This is a genomic window from Streptosporangiales bacterium (assembly GCA_009379955.1).
Classification (GTDB): Bacteria; Actinomycetota; Actinomycetes; order Streptosporangiales; family WHST01; genus WHST01.
This window is the reverse complement of sequence record WHST01000002.1, coordinates 48,969-67,433: the sequence shown is the minus strand read 5'-3', so window position 1 is coordinate 67,433 and position 18,465 is coordinate 48,969. Positions and strand designations below refer to the sequence as shown.

Genomic DNA, 18,465 nt, shown 5'->3' with positions numbered 1-18,465 from the left:
CGTGGCCCTGACCGGGAGGGTTGCCCTCGCGGCGCTCGTCGGCGCCGCTCTCGTCCTCGTCGTCCCCGGCGGCTGGTGGGTGCTCGCCGGTGCGTGGGGGCTGCTGCTGGTGCTCGTCTGCGTCGACCTCTGGTTCGCGGGCAGCGTCTCGCAGCTGCGGATCTCCCGCTCGGGCGACACGTCCTGCCGGCTCGACGACACCGCGACGGTGACGCTCACGGTCGCGAACCCCGGCCGGCGACGGGTCCGCGGACTGCTGCGCGACGCTTGGCCGCCGAGCGCGGGATCCGCGCCGCGCCGGCACCGCGTCGACATCCCCGCCGGGGAGCAGCGGCGCTTCGACACCACGCTCAATCCCACCAGGCGCGGCGACCGGCATCCCGTGCGGATCACCGTCCGGGCGTACGGACCGCTCGGGCTCGCGGCGCGGCAGGGGTCGCACCACGTGCCGTGGACCGCCCGGATCCTGCCCGCGTTCCCCAGCCGCCGGCACCTGCCGGGCAAGCTGGCGAAGCTCCGTGAGGTCGACGGCAGGCAGGCCGCGCGGGTGCGCGGTCAGGGCACGGAGTTCGACTCGCTGCGCGAGTACGTCGTCGGCGACGACGTTCGCTCGATCGACTGGCGTGCGACGGCGCGCAGGTCCGACGTCGTCGTCCGCACCTGGCGTCCCGAGCGCGACCGCCGCATCCTCATCGTGCTCGACACCGGCCGCACATCCGCGGGGCGCGTCGGCGACATCCCGCGTCTCGACGCGTCGATGGACGCGGCGCTGCTGCTGACCGCGCTGGCGTCGCGGGTCGGCGACCGGGTCGACTTCGTCGCGTACGACCGCGAGGTGCGCGCGCAGGTGCGCCACGCCTCCCGCGCGAAGGTGCTCAACTCCGTGGTCGAGGCGATGGCGCTGCTCGAGCCGCGGCTCATCGAGGTCGACGCGGTCGGCCTGACGTCCGTCGCACTGGAGAAGGCGCGCCAGCGCAGCCTCGTGGTGCTGCTCACCGACCTGTCGGCGAGCGCGCTCGAGGACGGCCTCATCCCACGGTTGCCGCTGCTGTCCGCGAAGCACCTGGTGCTGGTGGCCGCCGTCACCGATCCGCACGTCGGCGAGATGGAGCGCCGGCGGGGCGAGGCGCCCGGCATCTACGAGGCCGCGTCCGCCGAACGCACCGGCCAGCAGCGCCGGCACGTCACCGCGCTGCTGCGCCGGCACGGCGCCGAGGTCGTCGACGCGCTACCCGAGGAGATCGCCCCGGCGCTCGCCGACCGCTACATCGCCCTCAAGGCGGCGGGCCGCCTGTAGCTCCGGGGGGCCCTGCTGATCACGTTAACGTGATCAACGTGGACTTCACCCAGCGCAGGGACGAGGTGAAGTCGGTGCTGATCACGTTAACGTGATCAGCGAGGGCGCACCGGGGACGCCGCGATCGCGGGGCGGTGCAGGGCAAGGTCGAGGCGGTCGGCGGCGAGCGTCCGGTACCGGCGGGCGCGGGTGGCGGCGGCGGCCCGCAGGTAGCGACGGCGGTGCGCGGCGTCGGGGCGCGCAGCTCCGGACAGCTCGTAGCCGAGGCCGCTCAGCCGGTCCCCCATCACGGCCTCGCACAGCTCGACCTCCCACGGATCGAGCACCTGCCGCCAGTTGCCGATCGACGCGGTCGAGACGTCGCGCAAGGTGCCCTCGACCCGCATCTTGCGCGTCGGCACGGCAACGCCGGCGAGGTCCCTGGGACGGGTCATCGCCTCGTCGTAGTCCTCGCCGAGGAAGTCGCACAGCTCCGCGAGCACGCGGGGCGGATCGGCGACGAGATCCTCGTACCGCAGCTCGTGGAACGCGTCGGACGGCAGCGTTCGCGCGGCATGCCCGGCGTTGCGGGTGGCGTCCATCCAGCTCACGATCGACCCGTACGTCGAGCGCCTCCACCACGATGCGCGCTTGAGCGAGGCGACGCAGTCACGCCCGTCGCGGAGCAGGTGCACGAACACGGCGTCGGGGAACATCCGCCGCAGCACCGGTACGACGTTGTGGTAGCCGGGACGCTTGTCGCCCCAGCGCGGCCTGCCGAAGCGCTCCGCGTACGCCTCGAACACCGCCGCGCACGCGGACCCGACGGTCGGCGGTGCCGCCACGATCCGCTCGGTGACCTCATCGGCGTCGAGTCGCAGATGGGCGAACCTCGTGTCCGCGGGCCGCACGATCGACTCGGCGAGCCGGCGCCTGCTGTCCGGGTCGCGCAGGTCGCCGAACGTCCGCCGCGCGAAGTAGGTCCGCTCGACGAAGCGGGTCTCCGGCGGGACGGCGAGGCGCGGGTGCGCGTGCAGCATCAGCTGCAGCATGGTCGTCCCCGACCGCGGACAGCCCAGGACGATGACCGGCCGGTCGCGTTGCGCGGTGATCTGCTGCTCCCTCGGTCGTCCACGGCTGGGAGGGGAAGGCTGCCCGATCCACGCGACGGGGATGCGACGACGAGGTGAACGCCAGGGGCGGGTTGGTCAGAAGACCCGCGTCACCAGCAGGCCCACCAGCACGGCGATCGCGCCGAGGCCGCCGATCACCGCGGCCACGACCGCGACGACGAAGCCGATCTTCTGCGCCGTGGTCCTCTTCTTGGTCAGGCCGGCACCGGTCACCTCGCGCCAGATCCAGCCGGCGGCCTCGACGGCCGAGCAGCTGTGGATCGCGCCGTTGTCGGCATCGCCGAACTCGACCACCCGACCCTCGTGGCCGAACTCCTTCTCCAGCACCGTGCCCGCGGTGGCCACGACCGGCACCTCTCGGCCCTGCGCACCGGACTGCCAGGCGACTCCGAACAGCGTGGTCGTCGTCTCGACCGTGCCCGACTCCTCGTCGACCCTCGCGTCGATCACGAACGCGCGACGGACGTCGTAGCGGTGCATCAACTCCCACCAGCGCTCGTCGGCGAGGTCGAGCCGCACGACGAAGCCGGTGGGGGTGGGCTGCACGTCGTACGGTGTGTCCGCGGACGCCGCCACGAGCCGCTGCGTCAGCGTGCCGGTCCCCGGCCTGGTCTCCTGCTCAGACACTGGTCAACACCACCACGACGAGACCGACGACCGCGAGCGCCACGCCGGCCAGCATGACCGTGCGGAAGACGGGGACCTCGCCGCCCTTGCCCGTCGAGACGTCATCGGGCGACTGCGGGTCGTAGCTCACCCGCACCCGCTGCCCGCTGTGGTACCTGGGATACCCGCGGGCACCCGTGCCCGACACCGTCTGCACGTCGAGGCCCTCCGCCGTGCGGAAGGCGAAGGCCGGGTGGAGCGCGTGGTAGTAGCGGTAGGTCGTCCGGGAACCGCTGTCGCCGGAACTGCGGGAGGTCTCCCGGTGCCGGCGTTGCTGATGGCCGACGACCGTGGCCTCCGCCGGCCGGGCACGCTGCCAGAACGCCCGCTGCTGACGCCAGACCAGGAACATCACGACGGCCGCCACCACGCCCACCAGGGTGAGCACCAGGCCGGTGATCTGCCCGCCGTTCACCGCAGCCCCTCCCTGCCGTGCGGAGTGGTCCATCCAGCCGGATCGGGGCCGACGGGCACGACGCCGCTCGGGTTGATCTGCGGGTGTGTCACGTAGTAGTGCCGTTTGATGTGGTCGAAGTCGACCGTCTCGCCGAAGCCCGGCGTCTGGTAGAGATCACGCGCGTACGCCCAGAGCACCGGCATCTCGGTGAGCTTGTGCCGGTTGCACTTGAAGTGCCCGTGGTAGACGGCGTCGAAGCGCACCAGCGTGACGAACAACCGGACGTCGGCCTCGCTGATCGCACGACCGACGAGGTAGCGGCGCGTGGCGAGGCGTTCGGAGAGCCGGTCGAGCCGCGCGAAGAGCGCCTCGAACGCGGCCTCGTACACGTCCTGCGACGTCGCGATGCCGGCCTTGTAGACACCGTTGTTGACGTCGGCGTAGACCCCGGTGCTGACGTCGTCGATCTCGTCGCGCAGCTCGGCCGGGTACAGGTCGGGGGCGTCGGGCCGCGCGTGCGCACGCCACTGCGTGCTGAGGTCGAGCGAGATCTGCGGGAAGTCGTTGGTGACCACCAGGCCGGTGACGGTGTCGACGACCGCCAGCCCGATCGCCTCCTCGAGCCCGAGGAGGCGGCGCACGATGATCGAGCGGTGGGCCCACGGACACGCGAGCGACACGACGAGCCGGTAACGTCCCGGCTCCACCGGCCACGCCGTCGAACCGTCCGCCATGATGCGGTCGGTGAACCTGTTCGCCTGCCTCGCCCACTCGCCGCGGCGGGTCATCTCGCGCTGCACGTTCGTCACGATCCCGACCCTATGCCGACAGGCACCGGAGACCCGGCTTTTCAGCCCGCACTGGGCAGGACGTCGTCGCGTTCGCCTCTCATCAGGTCACCGGTCTCACCCGCACGGGCCGCGCGGCGGCCGAGCGTGAACACGTAGGTGAGGAACGCGACCTCGACGACGACACCGATGGCGATGCGCGCCCATGTCGGCAGCCCCGAAGGCGTGACGAACGCCTCCACGATGCCGGCGACCAGCAGGACGCCGACGAGGCCGAGCGCGACGCTGACGGCCGCGCGTCCCTCGGCGGCGAGCGCCTCGAGCCGGCGGCGAGGGCCGGGCGAGATGATGGTCCAGCCGAGCTTCAGGCCGGCGCCACCCGCGAGGAACACCGCGGTGAGCTCGAGCAGGCCGTGCGGCGTGATGAGGCCGAAGAACAGCTCCGCCTTGCCGTACACGATCATGATGGCCGCGGAGATACCGAGGTTGACGGCGTTCATCCACAGCACGTACGCCGTCGGGACGCCGAGCATGATGCCGTACGCGAGTGCCTGCGCCGACACCCAGACGTTGTTGGTCCACACCCGGCCGGCGAAACTGCTCGCGCCGTACTCGCCGTAGTAGGACGCGAAGTCCTCCTCCGCGTACTCCTTCAGGTACGCCGGCGGGGCGAGCTCGGTGAGGAGGTCGGGGTTGGCGACGAGCCACGCGGCGGTGACGGTGCTGACGAGGAGCGTGCCCGCGCCCGCGATCAGCCACCACCACCGGTAGCGGTAGGCCACGGTCGGGAACACCACGAGCACGAACCGCAGCAGGTCGCGCCACGCCGGCGTGTGCGCACCGGTGATCGCCGACCTGGCGCGCGCGACGAGCGTGGAGAGCTTCGTGAGCAGGCCGGGGTCGGGTGAGCTGGACCGCACCGCGGACAGCTGGGTGCTCACTCGCTGGTAGAGCTCCACCAGCTCGTCGGCCTCGGCGCCGGTCAGCCGGCGGCGGCGCTTGACGAGCTCCTCGAGCCGGCGCCACTCCTGCGCATGCATCGACACGAAGACGTCCAGATCCACGTCAGCACAGTAACCTGTTGCCGACGACGGAGGGGGTGCACGGTGTCCGAGCTGGTGAACGGTGAGGCGGTCGTCCTCGACATCCGTGTCGCGAAGCTGGCGAGCCGTGGCGTGGCCAAGTGCATCGACATGGTGCTGCAGCTGTTCGTGCTCTACGCCGTCACGTTCTGGCTGATGCCGACACTCGACCTCGACGGCGCCGCAGCGGCCGCGATCTACCTCGTCCTGTACGTCACGATCATCGTCGGCTATCCGACCGTCGCCGAGACCCTCTGGCGGGGCAAGACGTTCGGCAAGTGGGTCATGGGGCTGCGGGTCGTCCGCGACGACGGCGGGCCGGAACAGTTCCGGCAGGCGCTCTTCCGCGCCCTGACCGGGGTCATCGAGATCTGGGCGACCGCCGGGTTCCTGTCGATCATCGTGTCGTTCGTGAACCATCGGGGCAAGCGGCTCGGCGACGTCTTCACCGGCACGATGGTCATCGGCGAGCGCACGCCGGGGCGCCGCCGGCTCATGGTCGAGATGCCGCAGGGCGCGGAGGCCTGGGCGGCGACGCTGGAGCTGGCGCTGCTCGACGACGACCTCGCGCTGACCGCCCGGCAGTACCTCACCAGGTACGAGGACTTCACCCCCGCGATCGCCGACCAGCTCGGCCGCCGCATCGCCGCCCAGGTGTCGAGCCGGGTCACCCCCCCGCCACCCCCGGAGTACCCGCCGTACGTCTACCTCTCCGCCGTCCTCGCCGAACGCCGCCGCCGCGAGGCCCTGCGCATGCAACCCGGCTGGAGCCCCACGGCGCTTCGTTAGGAGCCGTGCTCCCAGGAGCCGAGGTAGCGGCGTTGCTCCGTCGTGAGCGCGTCGATGCGGACGCCGAGCGCCTCCAGCGCGAGTGCCGCGACGTCCCTGCCGATGTCCTCGGGCACGTCGTGGACACCCGGGTCGAGCGTGTCGGCGTTGGCCGCGAGCCAGGCCGTGGCGAGCGCCTGTCCGGCGAACGACAGGTCCATGACCGACGCCGGGTGTCCCTCGGCGGCGCCGAGGTTGGCGAGACGTCCCTCCGAGATCAGCAGCAGCCGCCTGCCGTCGCGCAGGACGTACTCGTCGACGTGCGGGCGGACGGCGGGGACGACGTCGTCGGCCAGCTCGCGGAGGGCACGGACGTCGATCTCGACGTCGAAGTGCCCGGAGTTGGCGAGCACCGCGCCGTCCTTCATCAGCGCGAAGTGGTCGGCGGTGACGACGTCGCGGTTGCCGGTCACCGTGACGAAGACGTCGCCGCGCGCGGCCGCGACCTCCATCGGCTCGACCGGGTAGCCCTGCATCGTGGCGTCGAGCGCCTTGATCGGGTCGATCTCGGTGACGACGACGTGGGCGCCGAGACCGCGCGCGCGTTCGGCGACGCCGCGTCCGCAGTAGCCGAAGCCGGCGACCACGACGGTGCGGCCGGCCAGCAGCATGTTCGTCGCCCGCATGATCGCGTCGACCGTCGACTGCCCGGTGCCGTAACGGTTGTCGAACATCCGCTTGGTACGGGTGTCGTTCACCGCGAGCATCGGGACGCGCAGCGCGCCGGCCCTCGTCATCTGCCGCAGCCGGACGACGCCGGTCGTGGTGCCCTCGCAGCCGCCGCGCACGCGGTCGAGCAGCTCGGGTCGGTGCGCGTGCAGGGTGCTCGTCAGGTCGCAGCCGTCGTCGAGCACGAGGTCGGGCTTGGCGTCGAGGGCCGCGTCGATGTGCGCGTAGTAGCCGTCGCGGTCGACCCCGGCGGCGGCATGGACGGAGATGCCGTACTCGCGGACGAGTGCTGCGGCGGTGTCGTCCTGCGTGGAGAGCGGGTTGGCGGCGCAGAGGGCGACGTCGGCACCACCCGCCGCGAGCGTGCGGACGAGGTGGGCGGTCTCGGCGGTGACGTGCATGCAGGCCGCGATGCGCACGCCGTCGAACGGGCGCTCCGCCTCGAACCGCGTACGCACCTGTTCGAGCACCGGCATCGCGCGCGCCGCCCACTCGATCCGGCGCACGCCGAACGGCGCCAGCCCGAGGTCGGCGACGCTGTGCGTCGCGCTACGTCTCTTCGTCGCCATGACAGAGGTGACGGCCGGTGTCCCGGCCCGCGACCACGAGGGTCGAGGACCGGGACAGCGCGCCGGTCAGTAGCGGTAGTGGTCGGCCTTGAACGGGCCGGACACGGGCACGCCGAGGTAGTCGGCCTGCGCCTTGCTCAGCTCGGTCAGGCGGACGCCGAGCGCGTCGAGGTGCAGCCGCGCGACCTGCTCGTCGAGGTACTTCGGCAGGACGTAGACCCCGAGCGGGTACTCCTCGGTCTTGGTGTACAGCTCGATCTGCGCGAGCACCTGGTTGGTGAACGAGTTCGACATGACGAAGCTCGGGTGCCCGGTCGCGTTGCCCAGGTTGAGCAGCCGGCCCTCGGACAGCACGATGATCGAGTGCCCGTCGGCGAACGTCCACTGGTCGACCTGCGGCTTGATGACCTCGCGGGTGACGCCCGGGAGGCGGGCGAGGCCGGCCATGTCGATCTCGTTGTCGAAGTGGCCGATGTTGCCGAGGATCGCAAGGTGCTTCATCCGGCTCATCTGCTCGGCCGTCACGACGTCGTAGCAGCCGGTCGAGGTGATGATGATGTCGGCGTCGGCGATGACGTCGTCGAGGGTCTTGACCTCGTAGCCGTCCATCGCCGCCTGCAGCGCGCAGATCGGGTCGATCTCGGTCACGATCACCCGCGCGCCCTGGCCGCGCAGCGACTCGGCGCAGCCCTTGCCGACGTCGCCGTACCCGGCGACGACCGCGACCTTGCCGCCGATGAGCACGTCAGTGGCCCGGTTGATACCGTCGACGAGCGAGTGGCGGCAGCCGTACTTGTTGTCGAACTTGCTCTTGGTCACCGAGTCGTTGACGTTGATCGCCGGGAACCGCAGGGTCTTGTCGCGCGCCATCTCGTACAGCCGGTGGACGCCGGTGGTGGTCTCCTCGGTGACGCCCTTGATCGCGGCGGCCGTGCGGGTCCACCTGTCCGGGGTCTCGCCGAGCGACTTCGTGAGCAGCTCGAGGACGACCTGGAACTCCTCGGTGTCGGCGGTGGACGGGTCGGGGACCGATCCCGCCTTCTCGTAGTCGGCGCCCTTGTGCACGAGCAGGGTGGCGTCGCCGCCGTCGTCGAGGATCATGTTGGGCAGGCCGTCCGACCAGGTGAGGGCCTGGTCGGTGCACCACCAGTACTCCTGCAGCGTCTCGCCCTTCCAGGCGAAGACGGGCACGCCGGCCGGGTTCTCGACCGTGCCGTTCGGTCCGACGACGACGGCCGACGCCGCCTCATCCTGGGTGGAGAAGATGTTGCAGCTCGCCCACCGCACCTGCGCACCGAGCTCGACGAGCGTCTCGATGAGGACGGCCGTCTGCACCGTCATGTGCAGCGAGCCGGTGATGCGCGCGCCGGCGAGCGGCTTGCTCTCGCCGAACTGCTCTCGCATGGCCATCAGGCCGGGCATCTCGTGCTCGGCGAGATCGATCTGCTTGCGCCCGGCGGCGGCGAGCGAGAGATCCTTGACCTTGTGGTCAACCGTCATCTGTTGTGCTCCTCGGGTACGGCCGGCGCCGTGGCCAGCAGTTTCTCGTGCTTGTCCTGTTCCCAGCGAAGCCAGTCCGACGCGTCCACGTGGACCGGCCGGGCGGGTGTCGCGGCGAGCCATTCCTCGACGGACGTCCGCAGCGGCTCCTCCGTACGGAGCCGGCGGGCGAAGCCCATCTCGGACAGCCCGATGTCAAACTCCTGCAGCAGCTCGCGCAGCGTGCGCAGCCGTTGCAGCTGCTCGGGACCGTAGAGGCGGTACCCGGACGCCGAGCGCTGCGGGGCGACCAGCCCCGCATCCTCGATGTACCGGAGCATGCGCGCCGACCACCCCGTGGTCGCCGCCGCCTCCGCGATCGTCAGCCCGTCCATCGCGACGAAACCTTACCACTACCGTGTCAAGGTCGTCCGGCGCCTGGCAGGGTCCGAGTCAACCGGCCTTACGCGTCAGCTGCGACACGCGCTGCGGCGATACACCCAACACGACGGCGATGTCACGACCGGACATCCCCTGTTCCTTCATCCGCCGGGCGATGGCGCGTGACCGGGCCGCGGCGCGACGTTGAGCGGCGTCGGCGGCGGCGACCTCCTCGCGTGCGGCGCGGACCTCGTCATCGAGGCCGTCACCGACCTCTGGCGTGATGTCAAGGTCGAAGCCGTCGACGGGGATGTCGCAACGGCGGTGGATGAGGTCGCGAGCCATCATCTCAGCGTCACCGAGCCCGTGAGACTGAGTGACGCCGACGCCGTCGACGTGGAGTTCCCAGCCGTGCTCCCACCGTACGGCGCGCACGCGGTAGGTGCTCATTGCAGCCATCCCTTCGGCAGGCAGATCATCCGCTGGATGTCGGCAGTGTGCATGCCGCAAGGGCAGGCCCACGTGGTGTGTGGACCGCCGTCGCTCTTCACGGTGCACCCGTTCCCGCGCAGTGCCCGGTCGACTTCCCGGGTCTTCATCGGCTTGGCCACAGGCTACGTCTAGCCCATCTTTATGTCAAAGTCAACCCGGTCTAGACGTTCGGCGGGAGGATGCGGCCGGTGACCTCGCCGAGGCCGATGACCTGCCCGTCCGGGCCCGGCGCGGTGGCGGTGATGGTGACCTCGTCGCCGTCCTCGAGGAAGGACCGTCGCGTGCCGTCGCGCAGCTCGACCGGCTCGCTGCCGCCGCGTGACAGCTCGACCAGCGAGCCCCACTGCGCCGGCTCGGGTCCCGAGACCGTGCCCGAGGCGTACAGGTCGCCGGTGCGCAGGGAGGCGCCGTTGACCGTCAGGTGGGCGAGCATCTGCGCGGGCGTCCAGTACATCGCCGCGTACGACGGGCGCGACAGCGGCTGCCCGTTGAGGCTCGCCTCCAGCCGCAGGTCGAGACCCCAGTCGTCGGCGTCACGCAGGTACGGCAGCGGCTCGGGGTCGCGTGCGGGTGGCGCGATCCGCGCGTGGTCGAGGGCCGCGAGCGGCACGAGCCACGGCGACACCGAGGTGGCGAACGACTTGCCGAGGAACGGCCCCAGCGGCACGTACTCCCACGCCTGGATGTCGCGGGCCGACCAGTCGTTGACGAGGCAGACACCGAAGACGTGGTCGGCGAAGTCGGCGACGCCAACGGGTCGCCCGGGCGCGGACGGCACGCCGACGACGAAGCCGACCTCGACCTCGATGTCGAGGCGCTGCGAGGGACCGAGCTCCGGTCGCGCGGCGTCCGGCGGCTTGAGCTGCCCGCACGGCCGGTGGACGTCGGTGCCGCTCACGACGATCGTTCCCGCGCGTCCGTGGTAGCCGATCGGCAGGTGCTTCCAGTTCGGGGTCAGTGGCTCGGTACCGGGCCGCAGGATGCGCCCGAGGTTGGCCGCATGGTGCTCGCTGGCGTAGAAGTCGACGTAGTCGGCGACCTCGACCGGCAACCGCAGCGCCACTCGGTCGAGCGGGTAGAGGGCCGGCTCGACGTCGAGCCGGTGCCGCTCGTCGCTCAGCAGGCGGGTGAGCCGGTCACGGACCTCCGCCCACCGCGCGGGGCCCTGGGCGAGGAAGCCGTTCAGCGTCGGCGCGTCGAACACCGGGTCGTCGAGCGCCGTCGCCAGGTCGAGCACGTGGTCGCCCACGCGGACGCCGGCGCGGGGCGCGCGGTCGTGCGGCGCGAAGACGCCGTACGGCAGGGTCGCGAGGCCGAACGGACTGTCGGGCGGCACCGGCGCCCAGGTCTCCACGACGCTCACCCCGACTGGGTACGGATGTCGTTGACGGTCTTCTGCAGCTGCCCGGCGTACTTCCCCACGGGCGTCTCGGCGACCGCGCTCACGTGCCTGCCGAGCTTCCCGTCGTCGTCCGGGTAGGTGTGGCTGAGGTAGTACCTGAAGTACTTCTCGCCGTTCTGCTCGTTCCTGAACGTCTCGACCGCGTACCTCGTCGTCTTGTCCTTGGTCTTCCACTTCTTCGGCGCGACGCCGAGCCGCCGCACCATCGACTTCCACTCCGTCGAGGTGCAGGTCGTCTTCGCGCAGACCTGGTTGATCACGGTGAGACGCCTGGACTCCTCGGGCACGGCGAGCAGCTTGGTGCAGCGGATGTACGTGTCGCGCGACGTGGCGCCCGCGCGGAAGCAGTCGAAGTCACCCGGTGCGCGGAACGCGTAGTCGTCGCCGGCGAAGGCCATCGTGTAGGTGTCGTCGCCCGACTTCCAGGTCGGTCCGTACACCGCCTTCGGCTTGACCCTGCGCAGCGTCGGCTTGGGCGCGGGAGTGGCGGTCGGGCCGCCGGTGGTCATGCTCGGGCTGCTCGACGAGGTCGGGTAGCCGGTCGGGACGCCCGCCAGCGTCGAGCTCTCCGACGGTGTCGCCTCGCTCCCGCTGCGCACCACCGCACCCACGACCGCGAGGGTCATGACGAGCACCACGACGGCGGCGCCGGCGGCGATGATCCGCGGCAGGAATCGGCGGCCCACGCTCGCGAGGGCGGCGTCGGGTGCCGGCCCGGCCGGAGCGGGCGTGTACGCCGGTGGCGGCGGGTACCGGCCCGGCGCGTGTGACGGCGCGAAGTAGCCGGCGAGCTGGTCGGCACCCCGGTGCGACGTGTCCGCGTACGTGGCGATCCACGGCGACAGTGTCCTGGTGTCCCACCATGTGATCGGCGGGTCGCCGGGACCCGTGCGGCGCCGCATCTCCTCGACCGCCTCGTGGAAGCGGCGGTGCGTGGCGGGGTCGGTGGCCGGGCCGGGAGCCAGCCGCGTGATCGTCACCGGCACGCCGTCGGGGGCGGTGCCCTCCAGCACGAGGAGGTCGCCTCGGCGCCCGACCGTACGCACGTCGGTGAACGGCCACGAGCCGTCGTGCATGTGCCGCCGTTCCCTAGCCGGACTGCGTGCGGATGTCGTTGATGGTCTTCTGGACCTGGGTGCCGATGCTGCCGACCGGGCCGTCGCCGTACGCGAGAACGTGCCGGTTGAGCTTGCCCGAGGAGTTCTTGTAGTAGTGGCCCATGTAGTAACCGAAGTACTTCTTCTTGTTCTGCGTGTTGGTGAAGGTGCCGGCGAGGAACTTGGTCGTGGAGTCCTTCTTCTTCAGCTTCGGCCGCTTGCCCCAGAGGTCGGTCTCGGCTCTCTTCCGCTCGAACGCGCTGCACGAGTCACCGCTGCACAGCCGGTCGACGATGATCACCCGCCGCGACGAGTCGTCGGGCGCGCCCAGCTTCGTGCAGTTGATCTGCTTCTTGCTCGGCGAGTTCTTCGTGACCAGGCAGTCCCAGTCGCTCGGCGCGCGGAACGCCCAGCCCAGGTGCGTGAACGCCATCGTGAAGGTCTTGTCGCTCGACTTCCAGGTGGAGCCGTAGACGGCGACCGCCTTGCGGTTCTTCAGCGTCGGCTTCACCTGGCTCGGCGTGCCCGTGGGGGTGCCCGACAGCGTCGGCGACGGCGAGCCAGGACCGGTGGAGAACTGCGTCGATGGCGCGGTGGCCGGGATCGACGTGGACGACGACGGCGTCGAGCCCGGCTCGGCCGAGACGTCGCGGTCACGGGTGAGGCCGAACGAGATCAGGGTGCCGAGGAGCGCGACCACCACGATGCCGGCGACCCCCAGGCCGACGTAGAGCGGACCGCGTCCGGGACCACCCGGCGGGGCCGGTGCGGGCGGGCCGGGCATCGGCGGCGGCCCGGCGGGACCGCGGCCGGGATCGGATGGATGGTGCACAGGGCCGTAGCCCGGCGGGGGCGGCAGGCCGGGACCGGTGTCGTGGCCGGTCTGGTGCGCGACCGAGTCGAACTCGTCGAGGGCGGGAACGCTCTTCTCGCCGAACGAGGTGGGGTGGTGGACGCTCCGCCCCGGCCCGGCCGGCTCCGCCGGTGCGCCGGCACCGGACTCGAAGATGCCGCCGATGACGTCCGCCCCGCGGTGCGCGACGTCGTCGTACGTCGCCGCCCAGGGCACGAGGGTGGACGTGTCGGCCCACATGATCGGCGGGTCGTCGGGACCGGCCTGCCGGGTGGCCGCCTCGACGGCGTCACGGAACCGCCGCCGCGTCGCGCTGTCCTGGGCCGCGCCGGGCGCGACCCGCGTGATCGTCACCGGCAGACCGTCGGGCGAGGTGCCCTCGAGGACCTCGAGCTCGCCGCGTCGTCCCACCGACCGGACGTTCTCGAACGGCCACAGATCGAACGCACTCATCGTCTAGTTGCCCCTCCCCGGCGGTACGCTACCGTGCGCCGCCGCGCCGTCGGGTCCTTCGCCGGTCTCGTTGCCGCTTCGTAAGGTCACCCCGTGCCCCACGGTCGCCCGGTAGACGCGGCCCGAGCCGGACAGGACCGCACACGCGGTCGCCGCCCCGACGAACGCTGCGCGACCGCCGCGTAACGTGACGTGCTCGTCACCGGCGCGGACCTCGGCGGTGCCGGCGACGCACAGCAGGATCTGCGGCCCACCGCCCGGCAGCGTGACCGGCTCCGCCGACACGTCGATGCACGACAGCCGGAAGTGCCGCGCCGCGGTGTCGTAGACGGCCTCGGCCCCGTCCACCCGCGGGCGGAGCACGTCGACGTCGACGGGCCGGGCGTCGAGCACGCGCAGCAGCTCCGGCACGTCGATGTGCTTGCCCGTGAGCCCGCCGCGGAGGACGTTGTCGGACGCGGCCATGACCTCGACGCCCGCGCCGTGCAGGTACGCGTGCAGGTTGCCCGCCGGCAGGTACAGGGCCTCCCCTGGCGCCAGCCTGACGTGGTGGAGCAGCAGCGCCACCACGACGCCCGGGTCGCCCGGGTACGCGGCCGCGAGGTCGACGGCCCAGGCGAGGTCCGCCTCGCCCGACTCGGACACGGAGGCGGACGCCCGCGCGACCTCGGTCACGAGCGCGTCCGCGTGCGCGGGATCCGCCGTGAGCAGCCGGGCGACGAGCGCGCCGAGGTCCGCACCTGGCTCGAGCGCGTCCGCGTACGGGCGCAGGACGCGCGCGCCGTGGCGTACCAGCAGCTCGAACAGCCGGCGCGACGACTCCGGATCGCGGAACCCGCACAGGCCATCGAAGTCGGTCAACGCGCAGATGAGCTCCGGCTTGGGCCAGTCGTCGCGGTAGTTGCGGTGGTCGGCGTCGACGGGCACGCCCGCCGCCTCCTCGCCCGCGTACCCCTCGCGCGCCTGTGCGGGCGACGGATGCACCTGCAGCGACAGCGGCGAGTCCGCGGCGAGCACCTTGAGCAGGAACGGCAGCCGCGGCCCGAACTCGGCCGTCACCGCGGCGCCGAGCGTCGACCCGGGGTCGTCGGCGATCACCTCGGACAGCGCGATGCCGCCGACCCGCGACGGCGCCCGGGGATGCGCGCCGAGCCAGAGCTCGGCCTGCGGCCCAGGTGCCGGAACGGGCTCGCCGAGCAGCTCGGCGATGACCGTACGCGAACCCCAGGGATACGGCTGGACCGGGTTCGCCAGCTCCACGATCACGGCGCGGCGCTGTCCTTCGCCGGTGCGGCCGGAGACGGCGTGCGGTCGAGGTCGGGCTCGATGTAGATCACGGTGGTGACCGGCACCGCCTCGCGGATACGTGCCTCCGCGGCGTCGATCGCCTCGGCGATGTCGGACGCCGACTGGTCGGAGCCGATGGCCACCTTGGCCGCGACGAGCAGCTCCTCGGGACCGAGGTGCAGGGTGCGCAGGTGGATGACGCGGTCGACCGTCGACTCGGTCTCGATCGCGGCGCGGATCGCCCGCACCTGGTCGGCGGTCGCCGACTCGCCGAGCAGCAGGCTCTTGGTCTCGATCGCGAGGATGACCGCGATGACCACGAGCAGCACGCCGATGCAGAGGGTGCCGATGCCGTCGAAGACCGTGTTGCCGGTGACCACCGAGGCCACGACGCCCAGCAGCGCGAGGACCAGGCCGACGAGCGCGCCGAGGTCCTCGAGCAGCACGACCGGGAGCTCAGGCGCCTTGGCGCGACGGACGAACTGCACCCAGGTCGCCCTGCCCCTGACGTGGTTGGACTCGACGATCGCGGTGCGGAACGAGAACGACTCGAGGACGATCGCGACCGACAGGACGCCCACGGCCCAGTACCAGTGCTCCATCGGGCCCGGATGCTCGAGCGCCTCGTGGATCTTGTGGTAGCCCTCGTACAGGGCGAAGAGACCGCCGAGGCTGAACAGCACGATCGACACGACGAACGCGTAGATGTAGCGCTCGCGCCCGTACCCGAACGGGTGCTGCTCGTCCGCGTCACGCTTGGCGCGCTTGCCACCGAGCAGCAGCAGGGCCTGGTTGCCCGAGTCGGCGCAGGAGTGGATCCCCTCCGCCAGCAGCGACGACGACATGGTGAACCCGAACGCCACGAACTTGCTCACCGCGATGCCCAGGTTGGCGAGCAGGGCCGCCACGATCGCCTTGGTACCGCCGCCTGCCGCCATCAGCCCGCTCCCGTGGTCCGCCTCAGTGTGTCGGTCATTGCCGCACCCGGTCCTTGAGCTCGAGCACGGCGCGCGTCGGCGTGGGGTCGACGCCGACGCAGAGCGCCAGGTAGACGGTGACGAAGTCGGTCAGCCCGACGAGGCTGCCCAGCCGCTCCAGCGGATGCAACCCCTCGGCCGCGACCTCGTGGACGGGCACGCCGCGCGCGTCGGCGAGCACGCCGGCGGCGGCGCGACGCTGCCGGTCGTCCTCGGGCTCGGCGTCGTCGCGCAGCAGCACCAGTCGGATGCGCATCTCGGTGTCGCCGTCGTCGTCGACGCGGTCGCGGAACATGTCGGCGTCGGAGCGCCTGGCGAACGGTCCGTCGAGCAGGGCGACCCCGCCGTGGGCGACGTCGCGCAGCCGCGACTGCACGCCCGGGTACTTGGCGTTGGCGGCGAGCTGCCGGACGAAGCGTTCGGCGGCGAACGCGCCCACCTCGCCGCTGCCCCACACCACGGGAAGGCTGCCGGCGAGGTCGACGGCGAGCTTCTTGGCCGGGTTGACGAACGACTCGCTGTCCGGGCGGCAGCCCTCGGCCACGCGGTCGAGGATGTCGGCGGTCGTCGCGAGGATCTCGCCCGGCACGCTGGTGACGCCGAGCCGGTCGGCGGCCATCAGCAGCGGGACCGCCAGGTGCCACAGGCTGGACCTGGTGTGCCGCGGCGTCCGGTCTGCCGCGACGAACAGGCCGCGGAAGCGCCTGGCCAGCTCCTCAAGCGGCGACCCTGGACGCGCGACGACGACGAGCCCGCAGCCGCGCCGGCCCGCGTCCTCGACCGCCTGCAGCGTCTCGATCGCCGTACCGGAACGCGACACCGCGAACACCGTGTCGAGCGGCCCGACCCAGCGCGGCAGCCGACCACCGGGATGCGTGATCAGCGGCAGCGGCGCGTCGTCGCCGACGACGGCACGAACGAGCGCCACGGGAGCGGACGAGCTCCCGATGCCGGTGAGGATGCAGCTGCGCGACGGTCCCTCGTTCGCGAGCCGGTCGACGCCTGCCTCCATCGCCAGCGCGGACGCCTCACGCACCTGCGCTCCCGATCCCGCGACCACGCGGAGCATCGCCCCAGGATCGGCATCGGCCAACCGCTCGGGGTCGTCGAGCACCGACTCGTCGATCTGCACGGTCACGGTCGGCGCGCCTCGTCGACCAGCAGCACGGGCACGTCGTCACGCACCGGGTAGACCAGGCCGCAGGTCTCGCTCGTACACGCGAGCTCCCCGGTCTCGTCGAGGGCACGCAACGGCGCCTTGCAGGCCGGGCATGCCAACACGTCCAACAGCCACGGATCGAGCGTCACCGTCGTGGTCCTTTCCCTCGCCTCGCACACGGTAACCAGCGCCCGGTCACAGGCGCGCATCGACCCCGGCCGTCCGGTCAGCCGGCGAGGAGCGGCCGGTCAGGGGCCAGTCAGGGATGCGGCCGGGCTCATCACCTCCGTACAGCTCTGCACCTCGCGATTCGGGGGTTCCCACCAGCTGCAGCATGAGGTAACCCCGGAATCACGGGGGGAAGCCCCGCGAAACGTCCTCGATCGTCAGCTCATCGAGTAGGTCCGCGCTCAGACCGGCTGTCCCGTACAGGGCCGCGAGCTGATCCCGTTCAGCACTCGTGACCACCGACTCGCGGTGCGCGAGGCGGACGACGAGCTCCTCCAGTCCCTCGCCCCATTCACCCGCCTGGAACGCGGTACGCACGACATAGAGGCTCTCGTCGTCGAGGCGTGTCGCGAACGTCTCAGGTAACGCGTCGACGGCCGAGATGAACTCCGGGCTGCTAGTCGCGTACTCGCTCATCCTTCGATTCCTCTCGGGTTGTCCACGACCCCACGCCCACCCGGCAACGGCCATGCAGTGTGCACGTGTCCATCACCATGCACGATCGACACAACGACGACGCCGTCCCACTCGCGTTCGCAACGCCACTGCTCCACGCGACGTCCTCGAGCCGCGGTGTAGACGACCCTTTGCGGTGCACGGGCCGTGGCCCTGATGAACGAGGCGGCAGTCTGGTCGCTCCAGGTCGCTGGAAACTCGGACTTACCAGGGATCCCGGTACCGTGCCGGTGACCACCGCCGTACTGGTCACCGTCGAGGATGTGGGCCAGTCGCTTGTCGGGTAGGTGCAGCAACGCCAGGTTCGGTCGGTGACCGAATGCATGTGCCGCTTCCCATCCCGTCATGGGACCCGCTGCGCTCGACGAGGTTCTGTATCCAGTTCTCGACGAGGTTCTGTATCCAGTTGCTGGCGGTCCTGCACTTCGCGGCAGTCAACCACCGCCACCCTTTGCCCGCTCACAGTCGTCGACAAAAGTGTCGAGCTCCCGCTGAGCGTTCGCGAGCATCTCCTGCACGGTCGCCAGGCGCACTGCCGCACCCTGGGTGAGGATCTGCGCGCTACTCTCCTGCCCGAGCGCGGCGAACTGACCAGCTACGTCTTCAGTGCTCTTGTCCAGGTCCGCCACAGCTGCCAGCGAGTCGTCCAGTCCGGCCCTGGCGGTGTGGGCCCCTGCCTGCAAGTCATCGAGTGCGGTCACAGCACACCTTCCGGATCGTCACGTCCCGCTCCTCGCTCCTCGCTGGTCGGTCCAACGCCTACTCGAGCATGCTGCCCGAGCCACCCCTCGCC

21 protein-coding genes are annotated in these 18,465 nt (G+C 71.4%); 2 read left to right on the top strand and 19 right to left on the bottom strand.

Annotated features, from left to right (window positions below; translation table 11 throughout):
• Position 1 precedes the first annotated feature (1 nt).
• The gene (locus GEV10_01130; protein ID MQA77081.1) at positions 2–1,297 is read left to right on the top strand and encodes a DUF58 domain-containing protein; all 1,296 of its coding nucleotides are present in this window, start codon (positions 2–4) and stop codon (positions 1,295–1,297) included.
• A gap of 95 nt (positions 1,298–1,392) precedes the next feature.
• Here GEV10_01130 and GEV10_01125 read toward each other — a convergent pair whose 3' ends face one another.
• The 5 genes from GEV10_01125 to GEV10_01105 form a co-directional block, all read right to left on the bottom strand.
• A complete protein-coding gene (locus GEV10_01125) occupies positions 1,393–2,328 on the bottom strand; it encodes a sulfotransferase (protein ID MQA77080.1) in 936 nt (311 codons plus the stop codon).
• Between the two features lie 156 nt (positions 2,329–2,484).
• Positions 2,485–3,036 carry a hypothetical protein gene (locus tag GEV10_01120; GenBank protein MQA77079.1) on the bottom strand — a complete coding sequence of 184 codons (552 nt, stop codon included), beginning with the start codon at positions 3,034–3,036 and terminating at the stop codon, positions 2,485–2,487.
• Positions 3,029–3,523: a DUF3592 domain-containing protein gene (locus GEV10_01115; GenBank protein MQA77078.1), complete on the bottom strand. Its 495-nt coding sequence runs from the start codon at positions 3,521–3,523 to the stop codon at positions 3,029–3,031. The genes GEV10_01120 and GEV10_01115 overlap by 8 nt, the downstream gene beginning before the upstream one ends.
• Positions 3,487–4,260 carry a glutathione S-transferase family protein gene (locus GEV10_01110; GenBank protein MQA77077.1) on the bottom strand — a complete coding sequence of 258 codons (774 nt, stop codon included), beginning with the start codon at positions 4,258–4,260 and terminating at the stop codon, positions 3,487–3,489. The genes GEV10_01115 and GEV10_01110 overlap by 37 nt, the downstream gene beginning before the upstream one ends.
• A 62-nt stretch (positions 4,261–4,322) precedes the next feature.
• Positions 4,323–5,324, bottom strand: a complete 1,002-nt coding sequence (locus tag GEV10_01105) for a stage II sporulation protein M (GenBank protein ID MQA77076.1) — start codon at positions 5,322–5,324, stop codon at positions 4,323–4,325.
• Here GEV10_01105 and GEV10_01100 point away from each other — a divergent pair.
• Complete coding sequence (locus GEV10_01100) at positions 5,295–6,131, top strand: RDD family protein (protein ID MQA77075.1); 837 nt, start codon at positions 5,295–5,297, stop codon at positions 6,129–6,131. The genes GEV10_01105 and GEV10_01100 overlap by 30 nt on opposite strands.
• On the opposite strand, the gene GEV10_01095 is transcribed toward GEV10_01100, so the two are convergent.
• The 14 genes from GEV10_01095 to GEV10_01030 all read right to left on the bottom strand — a co-directional run bounded on the left by GEV10_01095 (position 6,128) and on the right by GEV10_01030 (position 18,373).
• Positions 6,128–7,408, bottom strand: a complete 1,281-nt coding sequence (locus tag GEV10_01095; GenBank protein MQA77074.1) for an adenosylhomocysteinase — start codon at positions 7,406–7,408, stop codon at positions 6,128–6,130. The two genes, GEV10_01100 and GEV10_01095, sit on opposite strands and share 4 nt — an antisense overlap.
• A 66-nt stretch (positions 7,409–7,474) precedes the next feature.
• On the bottom strand, positions 7,475–8,908 hold the full coding sequence (locus tag GEV10_01090) for an adenosylhomocysteinase (GenBank protein MQA77073.1): 1,434 nt from the start codon (positions 8,906–8,908) through the stop codon (positions 7,475–7,477).
• Positions 8,905–9,282, bottom strand: coding sequence for a MerR family transcriptional regulator (locus GEV10_01085; protein ID MQA77072.1), 378 nt, complete (start codon positions 9,280–9,282; stop codon positions 8,905–8,907). The genes GEV10_01090 and GEV10_01085 overlap by 4 nt, the downstream gene beginning before the upstream one ends.
• A gap of 58 nt (positions 9,283–9,340) precedes the next feature.
• Entirely contained in the window at positions 9,341–9,718 is a 378-nt protein-coding gene (locus tag GEV10_01080) for a hypothetical protein (protein MQA77071.1), read from the bottom strand.
• Positions 9,719–9,920: 202 nt separating this feature from the next.
• Positions 9,921–11,114 carry a fumarylacetoacetase gene (gene fahA, locus GEV10_01075; GenBank protein MQA77070.1) on the bottom strand — a complete coding sequence of 398 codons (1,194 nt, stop codon included), beginning with the start codon at positions 11,112–11,114 and terminating at the stop codon, positions 9,921–9,923.
• 5 nt (positions 11,115–11,119) lie between these two features.
• Positions 11,120–12,238, bottom strand: a complete 1,119-nt coding sequence (locus GEV10_01070) for a hypothetical protein (GenBank protein MQA77069.1) — start codon at positions 12,236–12,238, stop codon at positions 11,120–11,122.
• A gap of 13 nt (positions 12,239–12,251) precedes the next feature.
• A complete protein-coding gene (locus GEV10_01065; GenBank protein MQA77068.1) occupies positions 12,252–13,565 on the bottom strand; it encodes a hypothetical protein in 1,314 nt (437 codons plus the stop codon).
• 3 nt (positions 13,566–13,568) lie between these two features.
• A complete protein-coding gene (gene manA, locus GEV10_01060) occupies positions 13,569–14,828 on the bottom strand; it encodes a mannose-6-phosphate isomerase, class I (GenBank protein ID MQA77067.1) in 1,260 nt (419 codons plus the stop codon).
• Entirely contained in the window at positions 14,828–15,790 is a 963-nt protein-coding gene (locus GEV10_01055) for a cation diffusion facilitator family transporter (GenBank protein ID MQA77066.1), read from the bottom strand. Before GEV10_01055 ends, manA begins: the two co-directional genes overlap by 1 nt.
• A 34-nt stretch (positions 15,791–15,824) precedes the next feature.
• Positions 15,825–16,967: a mannose-6-phosphate isomerase gene (locus GEV10_01050; protein MQA77065.1), complete on the bottom strand. Its 1,143-nt coding sequence runs from the start codon at positions 16,965–16,967 to the stop codon at positions 15,825–15,827.
• On the bottom strand, positions 16,964–17,137 hold the full coding sequence (locus tag GEV10_01045) for a Trm112 family protein (protein MQA77064.1): 174 nt from the start codon (positions 17,135–17,137) through the stop codon (positions 16,964–16,966). The genes GEV10_01050 and GEV10_01045 overlap by 4 nt, the downstream gene beginning before the upstream one ends.
• A 202-nt stretch (positions 17,138–17,339) precedes the next feature.
• Positions 17,340–17,633: a hypothetical protein gene (locus GEV10_01040; GenBank protein MQA77063.1), complete on the bottom strand. Its 294-nt coding sequence runs from the start codon at positions 17,631–17,633 to the stop codon at positions 17,340–17,342.
• A complete protein-coding gene (locus GEV10_01035) occupies positions 17,630–18,019 on the bottom strand; it encodes a hypothetical protein (protein MQA77062.1) in 390 nt (129 codons plus the stop codon). Before GEV10_01035 ends, GEV10_01040 begins: the two co-directional genes overlap by 4 nt.
• 87 nt (positions 18,020–18,106) lie before the next feature.
• Positions 18,107–18,373, bottom strand: a complete 267-nt coding sequence (locus tag GEV10_01030) for a hypothetical protein (GenBank protein MQA77061.1) — start codon at positions 18,371–18,373, stop codon at positions 18,107–18,109.
• Positions 18,374–18,465: the final 92 nt, after the last annotated feature.

What these genes read in the sequence shown, in the direction of transcription:
- GEV10_01035 (MQA77062.1), bottom strand. Translation starts at nt 18,019, where the DNA reads ATGACGGGATGGGAAGCGGCACATGCATTCGGTCACCGACCGAACCTG.
- GEV10_01065 (MQA77068.1), bottom strand. Translation starts at nt 13,565, where the DNA reads ATGAGTGCGTTCGATCTGTGGCCGTTCGAGAACGTCCGGTCGGTGGGA.
- GEV10_01090 (MQA77073.1), bottom strand. Translation starts at nt 8,908, where the DNA reads ATGACGGTTGACCACAAGGTCAAGGATCTCTCGCTCGCCGCCGCCGGG.
- GEV10_01115 (MQA77078.1), bottom strand. Translation starts at nt 3,523, where the DNA reads ATGGACCACTCCGCACGGCAGGGAGGGGCTGCGGTGAACGGCGGGCAG.
- GEV10_01055 (MQA77066.1), bottom strand. Translation starts at nt 15,790, where the DNA reads ATGGCGGCAGGCGGCGGTACCAAGGCGATCGTGGCGGCCCTGCTCGCC.
- GEV10_01125 (MQA77080.1), bottom strand. Translation starts at nt 2,328, where the DNA reads ATGCTGCAGCTGATGCTGCACGCGCACCCGCGCCTCGCCGTCCCGCCG.
- GEV10_01100 (MQA77075.1), top strand. Translation starts at nt 5,295, where the DNA reads ATGCATCGACACGAAGACGTCCAGATCCACGTCAGCACAGTAACCTGT.
- GEV10_01070 (MQA77069.1), bottom strand. Translation starts at nt 12,238, where the DNA reads ATGCACGACGGCTCGTGGCCGTTCACCGACGTGCGTACGGTCGGGCGC.
- GEV10_01080 (MQA77071.1), bottom strand. Translation starts at nt 9,718, where the DNA reads ATGAGCACCTACCGCGTGCGCGCCGTACGGTGGGAGCACGGCTGGGAA.
- GEV10_01040 (MQA77063.1), bottom strand. Translation starts at nt 17,633, where the DNA reads ATGAGCGAGTACGCGACTAGCAGCCCGGAGTTCATCTCGGCCGTCGAC.
- GEV10_01110 (MQA77077.1), bottom strand. Translation starts at nt 4,260, where the DNA reads ATGACCCGCCGCGGCGAGTGGGCGAGGCAGGCGAACAGGTTCACCGAC.
- GEV10_01095 (MQA77074.1), bottom strand. Translation starts at nt 7,408, where the DNA reads ATGGCGACGAAGAGACGTAGCGCGACGCACAGCGTCGCCGACCTCGGG.
- GEV10_01085 (MQA77072.1), bottom strand. Translation starts at nt 9,282, where the DNA reads ATGGACGGGCTGACGATCGCGGAGGCGGCGGCGACCACGGGGTGGTCG.